Raw genomic sequence first — 11,751 nt, 5'->3', positions numbered from 1 at the left:
AAAGCCTAATTATTAAGCAAGTAGAATCTTGTGCATTGCAAACCACAAATAAAAAGTCCCGCAGAAATCGCGGGACTTTTGTTAGCAAGCAATCGTGAAAACAATTAAACCTTTTGTGTTTTTGCTTTTGTTACCGTCTTTTCGGGTGCTTTTGGTTCGTCGCTGCCCAAGGCCCGTTTGCCACCCAAGTCAACCAAAATCGGCGCAGCCACGAAGATAGACGAATACGTACCCGTAATTACACCAATCAACATGGCAAAGGCAAAACCTTTGGTGACTTCGCCGCCCACTAAGAACAGAATCAAGATGGTCAGGAAAACCGTCAACGAGGTCATAATGGTACGGCTCAACGTGTCGTTGATGGCTTTATTGATCACCGTTTCTTTCGACGCACCTACCATCTGCCGGCTGTACTCGCGAATCCGGTCAAATACGATAACAGTATCGTTCATCGAAAAACCAATTACAGTTAACACGGCTGCAATGAAGTGCTGGTCAAGTTCGAGCGGGAAGGGCACCACGTTCTTTAAGAAAGAGAACACCGCCAACGTTACCAATACGTCGTGCAACAAGGAAAAGATTGTACCGAGTGAATAACGCCAGTCGCGGAAGCGAATAAAGATATACAGCGCAATGATGACAAGGCTCCAGAAGGTAGCCCATTTCGCACCGCTTTTCAGGTCATCTGAAATGGTTGGCAACACCGTGGTTTTACCCACTATGTTGTTTTGCATAAACTGTTGGTAGCTCGTTGTTGCGGGAATGTATTTTCCAAGGCCTTGCAACAGTTTCGCGGCTACGATAGAATCCGCCGCTTGAGAAGTGTTGTCAATCTGGTAAGATGTCGTAATGTCCAATTGGTTACTGGCACCGATGGTTTTGATCACGAGGCTCGATGAATCGCCGAAGGCTTTTTCAAGATCCTGGCGCACACCTTCAACCTTGCCTGTCATCGGCTCGTTGAAACGCACAATAAAGGTGCGGCCGCCTTTAAATTCTACGCCCTGATGGAAGCCGTTAAAGATGGAAGCGATACCCAAAATCAGCACCACTACTGAAATGCCGTAAGCAATCTTGCGGTACTGGATGAATTTGTACGTAGGGTGCTTCAGAATGCGGCGGGAGATGGGCGTGAAATACTCAAGATGGCGCTTTTTATCAGTAAACCAATTGGTCACCCAACGGCTAACAAGAATGCCGCAGAACAGGGAGAGGAGAATACCGATGATTTGCGTCGTTGCAAAACCTCTTACCGGACCCAGGCCGAACGAGAAGAGAATGATGGCTGTGAGCAAGGTGGTTACGTGTGCGTCCAGTACCGGCGGCAGCGAACGTTTATAGCCTTCGTTCACCGCGGGAATATAACCTTTGCCCTTGGTGAGTTCTTCCTTTATGCGTTCGTAAATAATTACGTTGGTGTCAACCGCCATACCGATAGTCAGTACCAAACCGGCGATACCCGGAGCCGTCAGTGTTGCGCCTAAACCAGTCAATACACCAATGGTGAAAAGCAAGTTTAAGATCAAAGCAATATTGGCTACCCATCCGGCAGTGTTGTAGTAAATCAACATCAGCAAGAAGATGACAAGGAAAGAAATTCCAAAGGCTAGGAAACCACCGTGAATGGCGTTAGCGCCAAGCGTCGGACCAACCACTTGCGATTGCACAATCTTGGCCGGTGCGGCAAACTTGCCCGCTTTCAAAAGGTTGGCCAGATCTTGTGCTTCCTGCAAGGAAAAATCACCCGTGATTTCCGTACGGCCACCGGTAATGGGACCGTTGTTGGCCGTAGGCGCAGATAAAACAACGTTATCCAGCACAATGGCGATGGGTCGTTTTTCGTCGTAAGAAATTTTCGTCAACCTCTCCCATTTCGTATTACCAATGGCATTGGTTTCCATGTTCACGTTCGGGTTGTTGCTCATCTGGTCAAAGCCCTGGCGTGCATCCACAATTACGTCGCCTTCCATTGGCGCCTTGTCTGTATTGTTCGTTTTTAAAACGTAAAGAGGAACGGTATTTTCCAATTTGCCGTTTTCACCACGGGCCGGAATGCCAAAGGCAAACTGCGCGTCGGCCAAACCCGCCTGAACGAAGGTGCGGCGGACGGCATCGCTGTTAAGGTATTCGCGAACAATGGCCGTATCGTTAACGGAAAAGCCCAGTCCGTGCCGCGTAGACTTAATTAATTTGGCAAGTGGATTCATGCCGCCTGCCGTGTCAGCATTAGCCTTAGCGACGGCGTTGGAATCATTCTTCTTCGTTGTTGAATCAAGACCTGCCTTCTTTCCGGTTGTATCGGTAGCGGACGTTATTGCTTTGGTACCACCGGATTGTTCTAAAGCCAATGCTTTCCCTGCCTGGTCAAGAGCCGCAGCGTACTCTTCAAACTTGTACGTTAACCAAAATTGAAGGTTGGCCGAAGATTGCAAAAGTTTGCGTACCCGCTCAACGTCGCTTTCGTCGTTTACGCCAGAAAGTTCAACGGTAATAATGCCTTTGTCTTTGTTTGGGTTGATGTTGGGTTGCGCTACGCCAAATTGGTCAATACGCGTAGTCAATACGTGAAGCGTACGTTCGAAGGCGTCGTTTGCCTCGGTGCGGATAGCAGCAATCACTTTGTCATCACTGTCTTTAGGCCCGATTTTACCGGCACTTGCTGCGGCAAAAAGTGGCGCAAGCGGCGCATCGGCACCGGCCACTTTTTTATATTCTTCTACAAACAAGGAAACATAATCGGCACTGCTGTTGGCCTTGCGGGCTTCGGCGTTTTGAAGAGCCTTTAAAAAGTTGGCGTCTTTGCTGTTGTTGGCCATTGAGCGAATCAGCCCTTGTAATTCTACCTCCAGCGTTACGTTAATACCGCCCTGAAGATCGAGACCGAGATTCAACTCTTCTTCTTTTGCTTTTTGGTAGGAGATAGGCCCTGTAACGCCAAAGTGAATGTTTTCATCCTTGGTGCTGTCGAGCAAGCGGCGGAGGCGGTCTTTGTAAGCCTGGTCTTTGGTGGCCTGATCGGCACTGGCATAATTCAGGTTCACAAACTGTTTGGCTTTGGCCTCCATTTTTTTCTCGTGGCCACGAACCACCCACGTAAAAGAAAGCTCATAGACGGAGTAGATAATCAGCAGAATCGTAAAAAAGCGGATGAGGCCTTTCAATTGCATAAACACAGATTTTTTGTTACCCGTTGTTTCAAACTACGGACGGCAGTTCAAACGACGTACATCATTTTTAAGAGTGGGCAAAGATATATTTTTAGGGCATACTTCAAGGCCGAACAATAATCCTTTCTGTCTCCCGAAAAAGCCCGTTCAAAGTATTTTGGCGATATTTTAGCGTATGCCTCTTGAAATACCGATCAGCCCGTACTGTTTTCCGCGGTTAATCTTCACTCCAACATTTCGCAAGGAACCCGCTTGCTTACTGGTTTTCAGCACTGTCTTCAAAAAATCAGCGATTAATTTTAGCGGTATCGTCCCATGCGCATAAGAATAACTAATAAGGATTACGCAAAAATTTGTGTAATTCGTGTAATAATTTGCGTTTAAGCATGGAACTATCTTCTTTACTAAACCGTTTTAGCGAACCCGAAACCCTGCGCATGGCCAAACTGGGCCGCGAACTTCGGGCAAAAGGATTGGACATTGTTGACCTTAGTTTGGGCGAACCTGATTTTGATACTCCGGAACACATTAAAGAAGCCGCTAAAAAAGCCATTGACGACAATTGGAGCCACTATACGCCGGTAGCGGGCTTTCTTGATCTTCGCGAAGCAGTCTGTCACAAGCTGCAACGCGACAACAATCTTCAGTATAAACCGGAGAATATCGTTGTTTCCACAGGGGCAAAACAAAGCCTTGCCAATGCGGTTCTGAGCCTTGTGGACACGGACGATGAAGTGATCATTCCCACGCCTTTCTGGGTTACGTATTCTGCGCTTGTGCAATTGGCGGGCGGGAAAGTAAAGCTGATTAAGACCGAGCTGGAAAACGGCTATAAAATAACTCCCGAAGAACTGGAGGCGGCCATCACCGCCAGAACAAAACTATTTATGTTTTCCTCGCCCTGCAATCCAAGCGGCGCGGTTTACAACGGTGAAGAATTAAACGCTTTGGCAGAAGTGTTCAGCCGTCATCCACAGGTGGCTATCATCTCCGATGAGATTTACGAATACATCAATTATTCAGGCCGGCATTACAGCATTGCCGGGCACGAAGAATTGAAAGACCGTGTCATTATCATAAACGGTTTAAGTAAGGGTTTTGCCATGACCGGCTGGCGGCTTGGTTACATGGCCGCGCCGGTGGAGATTGCAAAGGCTTGCGATAAGTTGCAAGGACAATTTACATCGGGCACAAACGCCGTTACGCAACGTGCGGCCATCACCGCATTAACCGCACCGCTTGACGCAACGCACAAAATGGTTGAAGAGTTTGTGAAAAGAAGAAAGCGGGTGATGGAATTGATGCATGGCATTGAAGGCTTCCGGTTTGCCGAACCTGACGGTGCTTTCTATGCCTTTCCCTGCGTTGATTCTTATTTCGGCAAAAAAGACGGCGACGACCTTATCCGAAATGCCGATGATCTTTCAATGTACCTGTTGAACAAAGGCCACGTGTCAACTGTTACGGGTGCTGCGTTTGGTGACGATCATTGCATCCGCATTTCTTTTGCCAACAGTTTACCCAATATTGAGAAGGGCTTTGAGCGAATTAAGACCGCGTTGGAAAGGCTGAAATAGCACGAGGTTCGAGAGCCGCTGACAAAAATTTTTCGTGCAGGCGAAGAACTTGTGGCAACACAAGTTCTTGTTCGTTATTCGTAATGACGAAATCGCAAAGCTTCATTTTCAGCCCTTCGTCTATCTGACGCATCATGCGGTTGATTACTTCGTCTCTCGTTGTTTTATCACGATCCATGGCCCGCTTTATGCGCAGGTGTTGTGGCGCATAAACGCCAATCACAAAATCCATTTCTGCTACCGAACCGCTTTCAAAAAGCAGGGCGGCCTCTTTAATTACGTAAGGCGCTGTTTGAGCTTGCAGCCAGTCTAACGCATCTTTAATTGTTCGTGGGTGAACGAGACTGTTTAGCAATTCCAGTTTTTGCGGATCGGTAAAAACCAGTGAAGCAAGTTTGGTCCGGTTCAGTTCATCTTCGTTGTAAATATCGTCGCCAAAATGAGCCTTCATTTTTTGCATCAGTTCTTTATCGGTTTTATACAAACGCTTTGAGGCCGCGTCGGCGTAGTACACCGGTACGTTCAGCAGTTCAAAAACTTTTGCAACGGTTGTTTTACCCGAACCAATTCCACCGGTAATACCAATCTTTAACGGCATAACACAAAAGTAAGAAGGCAGACGCCAGAAGTCGAAAGCCAGGAAATTAGATTTCTTTAAACTTCTGCCTTCAGATTTCCGGCCTCCGTTTTAACCTTTTGCTTAAAAGGACATCATTTAGTTTGGAGGAATGAAACCGCTGCTTTTGTTGTCTTTCGTCTTGCTTGGACAAACTTCTTTTTCGCAAAGCCTCGATTACATCAGCGTGCGGAAAAAGAATGGCCGCGTTGTCAAAAATTTTTACGCCGGTTCCGACATCATTTTGCAAACTACAGATTACGCATACCTGCAAGGCCCGGTGAAGACGGTTTGCAACGACAGTATTTTTATAATCCTTTATGATGTTCGGCTGATACCGACAAACTACGGCGGCTTCATCCGGGATACAATTTCAACGACAATTCTTGGGCTGCACTACCAAGAAATCAAACGCATTTATTTGAATAAGCGAAAGAGTTTCGTTCAACGCAACGGTCCCGGTTTGCTCATGCTCGGCGGCGGCGGGTACTTTGCTTTGAATGCTTTGAACGGTGTGTTTTACAACCAATCGGTACCCACGGGCAAGCGAATAAAAAACCTTGGTATTTCCGCCGGTGTTTTTGGCTTGGGTTATCTTCTTCAAAAATTTTTTCGTGCCGATGGTTTTACGACTACAAAACAAAAAATTATGTATGTAAATCTCTCTCCTAAGAAAGCCTGACTTTTTCGCCACTGTTTGGGTTGAATAAACAAAACAAGAAATGCGTTTGCGGTTTAGTCTTTAGAAGTAGCCCGCTGAATTTCATCATCCGCATCTTCATCCAAATGCTTGGTTGTTTTGTAGGCTTTGCCAAACCGCCACGTGAAGCCCAAAACAACTTGCCTTGTATCGCGGGAAATGTTGAAGCTTTCCGTTGACTGTGAAAAAGTAGAGAAGCCAGCAAACTTGTCGGTGTACAAAACATCACGGACCGTAAGCTTTAGCATGCCTTTGTTTTGCGCAAACGACTTGGCAAGGCCCAACGATAATTGGCCGCGAGGATTTAAGGTTTCCTGTATGTCGTCTCGCCCTGCTGAATGATAATTTCCGCTTACCTCGCCGGCCCATCCTTTTTGAAAGCGCAATTGGTTGTTTAGGTTCAACTCGTATTGAGTAACCCGGGCGGTCTTCAAACCGTTAATCACAAAGCCTTCAAAACGTTTGTGGTTAGCCTGGGCCTGCAACGTAAACGACCACCAGGAGTAAGGGGCTAATTGCAAGGCGATCGAAGCCCCCAAATTTTGCCTGCGCTTGAAATTACCCTGGCTATAAGTTACAATGCCGTTGTTGTCGGTGGGAAAGATTTGCGCTAAATAATCGGTGGCTAAATTGTAACTCAGGCTTGTCAACAGGAAGCGTTTATACGCATAATTCATCTCAACGTTCCAACTGTATTGCGGCCGCAAATACGGATTGCCGGTTTGATAAGTGTACTTGTTGATGATGAGAACAAAAGGGTTCAGCGACTGATAAGGTACACGTTCGATGCGCCGGCCTGCGGAAAACGAGAAAGTATTAGATGAATCGGTTTCGTATGAAACAAAAAGCGTCGGAAACAAACTGCCAAAACGGGACGAAAAAGAAGAATCTTTCATCAACTGTTTCGCATCGTAATTCGTTATTTCGTAACGCAAGCCACCCTGAACGGTCCATTTGCCCAATTTTGTTTCCGCATCGTTATAAATGGCCCAAACGTTTTCGTCGTATAAAAAATGATTGGACTTGCTGTTGTCCGGTTGCCAATTCCAACCGTTGTTGTATTCATATGCAGCCAGGTTATCGGTGTTGATTTGCTTGGCTCTTAGCCCGGCTGCCATCTTCATTGAACCAAACTGTTTGCTGTAATCAATTTGACCCAGAACGATACGGTAGTCCGTAGGGATCTGCGCACGGTAGGCTTCCGAGTAATTAGGGCTTGTATTTTCTACGGTTTGGCTTGCACGATTGCGGAAGCCAATCAAATCAATATCGGCCGACAGTTCGCCAGAAGACCGGAAGCTGTGCCGGAAACCAAGCGTGACCTGCCCATTTCGTAAATCTCTTGTGTTGTTGCTGACTGTATAAACCACCGAATCTTTTACGCTTCTTGCATTCATCCACACCGCAGGATTGTTGCCGGTGCTGGTACTGTTTTGCAGAAAACCCATCAGCGAAAGATTCAAGGAGGTTGCTTCACCAAGCGCATAATCAACGCCTAAACGCAGGCTGTTTGCAAGGCGGTCACTATTTAAAGAACTTGGCTGCTCCAGGTAAGACGCAACGCTGCCGTCGTTTTTATAATAGGTACGAAGAGCATAAACGTGAGTAAAGTCTTTTCTTGCGGTAAGTGAGTAGTTGAGAAAGAAGTTGAACTTGCCGGAACGATAGTTCATCAAAAGGCTGTTGTTGCTTTTAGGATAGGTTCCTTGTGCCGGCGCAACGGCAACCGTGCCGTTAAAACCTTTCTGCGTTCCTTTTTTTGTTATGATGTTGATGACGCCTGCATTACCGGAAGCATCAAGGCTTGATGGTGGAGTGTTTATCAGTTCGACGCGGGCAACTTCTGCCGAATTCATGCCGTTTAAGAGATTGGCAAGTTCAGCGCCTTCAAGATAAGTGAGTTTGCCGTCAATCATCACTTTTGCACCGGCACGTCCTTTTAAGCTGATGTTTCCGTCTTTGTCAACAGTTACGCCGGGCAGTTTTTCCAAAGCCTCCATCATGGTTGTACCAATATTGGTAACAGAAGCATCAAGGTTGACAACCGTGCGGTCGGGCTTCAGTTCAAGAAAAGGTTTTTTTGCACTAACGGTAACAACGTCAAGCGGATGATCGGAAACTTGCAAGGCAAAAGTGAGACGAGGATTTTTTGCATCTATTATCTGCGACGCAGGTTTGTAGCCTACGAGGCTAACATAAAGAAGATAGTGCGGCAAATTCGGATTTGCAAACTGTACGATGCCGTTGCTATCGGTAATGGATATTTTAACCAACGAAGAATCAGTTCGCATCAGCGTAACACTTGCTTGCGAAAGTGGTTTTTCGGCAGCGTTGACAATCTTTACAACAATTGTTTTCTCATCCTGTGCATGAACCGCAACACCCCAAAGCAACACAAAAACAAATACGAGGTGCCTAAGCATACGGCAAAATAAAGCCAATATCCGAGACCCAAAGGCTTTTTATATCAAATAGATGAAAAACACGATAAACAACGATTTCAACCGATGAAAAGTCGTTTTCATCGGTTGAAATCGTCCTTGAAAACGTTGACGGATTGCCGCTTGCCAACGGCACAAACCTATCTTTGCCGCCCATGCAAAAACAAAATTCGTTTGAAGAAGGCCGCGTGCTGCTTATCAACAAACCGCTTCGCTGGACTTCGTTTGATGCTGTACGAAAAATTCGTAACCTCACAAAGACAAAAAAAGTTGGTCACGCCGGCACGCTTGATCCGCTGGCCACGGGATTGTTGATTGTTTGCACCGGTAAATTTACAAAAAAGATAAACGAATACATGGCGCGGGAAAAAGAATATACCGGCACCATTACGCTTGGTGCAGTTACACCCACTTATGATTTGGAAAGCGAACCAAGAGACTTTAAATCCATCGCACACCTAACGGAAGAAAACATTCAAAAGACCACGCAGCAGTTCACCGGAAATATTTTGCAAACACCGCCCATTCATTCGGCCATAAAAAAAGATGGGCAACGCGTTTATGAATTGGCAAGAAAAGGCCAGGATGTAAAACTTGATCCCCGCCCGGTAACCATCTCAGAATTCAGCATTGAAAAAATAGACGGACCAATCGTATATTTTAAAGTTATCTGCTCCACCGGCACGTACATCCGCAGCCTGGCAAATGACTTTGGCGCGGCTTTGGGCGTAGGCGGTTATTTAAGCAGTTTGTGCCGCACCCGCATTGGTGAGTTTTTGTTGAAAGATGCGCTGACGATTGAACAACTGGAAGCGGAAATAAAGCAATCGGCAATTGGCAATAAGCAAAACGATTCGTGTAATCAAAAAGGATAATCAATTCCCAGCTGCAACTGGCCGTTTAGCAACTGCCAATCGTTGAACCATTTGTTTTGCGCTTCCGCTACTTTGGGTGTAGGATCTTTCACCTTGTAGGCATAATCCAACCGAAATTTAAAAAAGCCGAAATCAACCCGCAAGCCTGTTCCCAAACCAATGGCAATGTCTTTCCAAAACTTTTGCAGCGTTCCCGGTATGCGTCCACCGGGAAAATCAGGATTGTCGCGCAGGAACCAAATGTTGCCGATGTCGGTAAAAACTGCGGTGTTGATGCCGATACCGCGATAATCCGTAAGAAAGATGCGGTACTCGGCGTTGCCTTCCAGCCGCACATCGCCAAAGCGATCAGGCGCATCGGTGCGATCAAAAGATTTAATGGCAGAACCCGGCCCTAACTTTCGAAGGCTCCAGGCTCTCATACTGTTTGGCCCGCCGGCAAAGTATTCCCGAAAGAAAGGAAGAAAGCGATTGGCGCTGTCGTACCTCGAAAAAGGCATACCGATCCCGATACCAAAGAAACCGCGCAAGGCAAGTGCGTTGCGAAAATATTTTTTTGTGTGCCGGTACTCAATGTCAGCTTTTACAAAGCGGTACAAATTTGTAGCAAATGCATTGCGAAGCTGTCCGGGAATTCCCGATAATTCGGCTGTTGCCGTTAACAGGCGGGTAATCCGGTCGGTGCTCTTTGCATCGCTGTAATTGGCCAGCATTGAAACCACCACACCGGTGTTGAAAATGTATTTGTAAGAAGCGTTCTTTTTTATCAGTTCCTCAAGCGAATCTTTTCGTACCAGGTAATTGTATTCAATGTTCGGAAACCGGAACGTGATTTGTTTGTTGCGCCAGCCAAATTGATAGCCCCACGATGCGTTAAGTGTGCTCAAATTAAAATAATCCCGACGATCTGTGCGGCCTGCGTTCAACGAAAGCAGCGAAGCCGTTGTGTTCTCTTTGCTCTTGCTAAACTGTCGCATGAACTTCGGTACCAGCCTCGGTATTTGCAGGTTGTAGCCAAGGTTCACCTGCCGCGTTTGAATAAGGTTGTGAATGTCGGCGTTCAACTCCGTTCCAAAGCGAACGTTCAAACCGCTTTGATTGGCTGCGTGCACAAAATTGCGGTTTTGAATGCCAGCGTTGAAAGCAAGGCCAATGAGGTTGCCTTGCGCCAGTGTAATGTTGCTGCGGTTGTAGCTTACTTCAAAACTGGTGTTGAATGCATACTTGCGGGCCGGTGTTAGATAAATATCAAAATCAGCCGTGTCTTGCCCGGGCCGCGGCCTAGGCAAAATATTTACCGCACGCCATGCGTTCAGGGCGTTGAATTTTCCCTGCGTTTTCAATTCGTTGCTGCGGCTGTACAAGTCACCGCGATTCAGTAAAATATAATGCGGGAAGATTTTCTTTTTGAACAGCGGACCGTTTTGTTTGATGATGTAAGACCGCACGGTATCAACATAACGATAGGATTTTACCGTGTCGTTTACAAACTCGGGATACACGGTTACGTTGCCGATATAATAGCGTGTTGTGCGGGTAGAATCGGGATTTTCGCGCAGATGAAAGCTAATGTCAGCAACCGGATGCGCTCTTCGTTCGGCTTGTTCCTGCAAGAGCTTTGCCTGTTCGATAGGATCAAGCGTAGGCCGCAAAAACTCAATGCCCACCGTATCCCAAAGCACCAGCATTTCTTCTTCCGAAAAGCGCAGGTAACCGTTGTTGCGATAAATTTCGGCCAGGCGGTCACGTTCCGCCGAAAGCTTGTATTTCGAAAACGGGTCGCCTTTTTTTATGAGCGATGCGCCGGTATTACTGAGCGTTATTTTTTGAATGGTGTCGAGTGCATTTTTTTGCCGCACCGTAAGGTTTGCCGTGTCTGCATTCAAATTGTAAGCAATTGAATCGAGTCTTGTGGGCACTCGCGGATAAACGTAAAAATCAAGATAAGTGCGCAGTTGTTTGCCACCCTTTGCGGTATCAATTTTTACGGTGTAACCAATGCTGTCGCGAAAGTATCCTTGTGCATTCAGGTAAGCGTTCATAAAGCTCTTCGACTTCTCGGCATCAAGGCTGTCAAAAACAGTTGGATGATTCAGCACTTCATAAAAAAGCTTCGGGCCTTTGTCCCAGCCCGCAAATTTTGCGATGCTTTTCACCCGAACGCTGTCGTACAATTGGTCAAGCAATCCGGCCGTCAACTCTTTCTTTTCTTCTTCTTTCAATTCGCCTACGACGTGTACATTCGTTTGATAAATGAAAGGCTTGTTTGGCGGCGGATTTTTAACAACGATGCAGGCGGTGAAGGAGAAGAGAAAAAAGAAAACTGATATGTAACGGGTAATCGTCAAAACGGTCATATAAAACTACGGCTCGTC

At 46.5% G+C, this 11,751-nt stretch carries 7 protein-coding genes; 3 read left to right on the top strand and 4 right to left on the bottom strand.

Features of this window, described 5'->3' with window-relative positions; genetic code table 11:
* Positions 1-104: 104 nt before the first annotated feature.
* Complete coding sequence (gene secDF / locus FSB75_RS04385; protein WP_146783337.1) at positions 105-3,167, bottom strand: protein translocase subunit SecDF; 3,063 nt, start codon at positions 3,165-3,167, stop codon at positions 105-107.
* Between the two features lie 386 nt (positions 3,168-3,553).
* On the opposite strand from secDF, the gene FSB75_RS04380 reads away from it, so the two are divergent.
* Entirely contained in the window at positions 3,554-4,744 is a 1,191-nt protein-coding gene (locus FSB75_RS04380; RefSeq protein ID WP_146783334.1) for a pyridoxal phosphate-dependent aminotransferase, read from the top strand.
* On the opposite strand, the gene coaE is transcribed toward FSB75_RS04380, so the two are convergent.
* Positions 4,716-5,342, bottom strand: coding sequence for a dephospho-CoA kinase (coaE, locus tag FSB75_RS04375; RefSeq protein WP_146783331.1), 627 nt, complete (start codon positions 5,340-5,342; stop codon positions 4,716-4,718). The genes FSB75_RS04380 and coaE overlap by 29 nt on opposite strands.
* Before the next feature lie 130 nt (positions 5,343-5,472).
* Here coaE and FSB75_RS04370 point away from each other — a divergent pair, with 130 nt between their 5' ends.
* Entirely contained in the window at positions 5,473-6,042 is a 570-nt protein-coding gene (locus FSB75_RS04370; protein ID WP_146783328.1) for a hypothetical protein, read from the top strand.
* A gap of 53 nt (positions 6,043-6,095) precedes the next feature.
* Here FSB75_RS04370 and FSB75_RS04365 read toward each other — a convergent pair whose 3' ends face one another.
* Positions 6,096-8,483, bottom strand: coding sequence for an outer membrane beta-barrel protein (locus FSB75_RS04365; protein WP_146783324.1), 2,388 nt, complete (start codon positions 8,481-8,483; stop codon positions 6,096-6,098).
* A gap of 173 nt (positions 8,484-8,656) precedes the next feature.
* On the opposite strand from FSB75_RS04365, the gene truB reads away from it, so the two are divergent.
* On the top strand, positions 8,657-9,376 hold the full coding sequence (gene truB / locus FSB75_RS04360; protein ID WP_146783321.1) for a tRNA pseudouridine(55) synthase TruB: 720 nt from the start codon (positions 8,657-8,659) through the stop codon (positions 9,374-9,376).
* Here the strand turns inward: truB and FSB75_RS04355 are convergent.
* Positions 9,364-11,733 carry a BamA/TamA family outer membrane protein gene (locus FSB75_RS04355; protein WP_146783318.1) on the bottom strand — a complete coding sequence of 790 codons (2,370 nt, stop codon included), beginning with the start codon at positions 11,731-11,733 and terminating at the stop codon, positions 9,364-9,366. The two genes, truB and FSB75_RS04355, sit on opposite strands and share 13 nt — an antisense overlap.
* Between the last annotated feature and the right edge of the window lie 18 nt (positions 11,734-11,751).

The organism is Flavisolibacter ginsenosidimutans, from assembly GCF_007970805.1.
Taxonomy (GTDB): Bacteria; Bacteroidota; Bacteroidia; order Chitinophagales; family Chitinophagaceae; genus Flavisolibacter; species Flavisolibacter ginsenosidimutans.
Note: the sequence above shows the minus strand (reverse complement) of the source record. Positions and strands in the feature narration are given on the sequence as shown.

What these genes read in the sequence shown, in the direction of transcription:
- secDF (WP_146783337.1), bottom strand. Translation starts at nt 3,167, where the DNA reads ATGCAATTGAAAGGCCTCATCCGCTTTTTTACGATTCTGCTGATTATC.
- FSB75_RS04380 (WP_146783334.1), top strand. Translation starts at nt 3,554, where the DNA reads ATGGAACTATCTTCTTTACTAAACCGTTTTAGCGAACCCGAAACCCTG.
- coaE (WP_146783331.1), bottom strand. Translation starts at nt 5,342, where the DNA reads ATGCCGTTAAAGATTGGTATTACCGGTGGAATTGGTTCGGGTAAAACA.
- FSB75_RS04370 (WP_146783328.1), top strand. Translation starts at nt 5,473, where the DNA reads ATGAAACCGCTGCTTTTGTTGTCTTTCGTCTTGCTTGGACAAACTTCT.
- FSB75_RS04365 (WP_146783324.1), bottom strand. Translation starts at nt 8,483, where the DNA reads ATGCTTAGGCACCTCGTATTTGTTTTTGTGTTGCTTTGGGGTGTTGCG.
- truB (WP_146783321.1), top strand. Translation starts at nt 8,657, where the DNA reads ATGCAAAAACAAAATTCGTTTGAAGAAGGCCGCGTGCTGCTTATCAAC.
- FSB75_RS04355 (WP_146783318.1), bottom strand. Translation starts at nt 11,733, where the DNA reads ATGACCGTTTTGACGATTACCCGTTACATATCAGTTTTCTTTTTTCTC.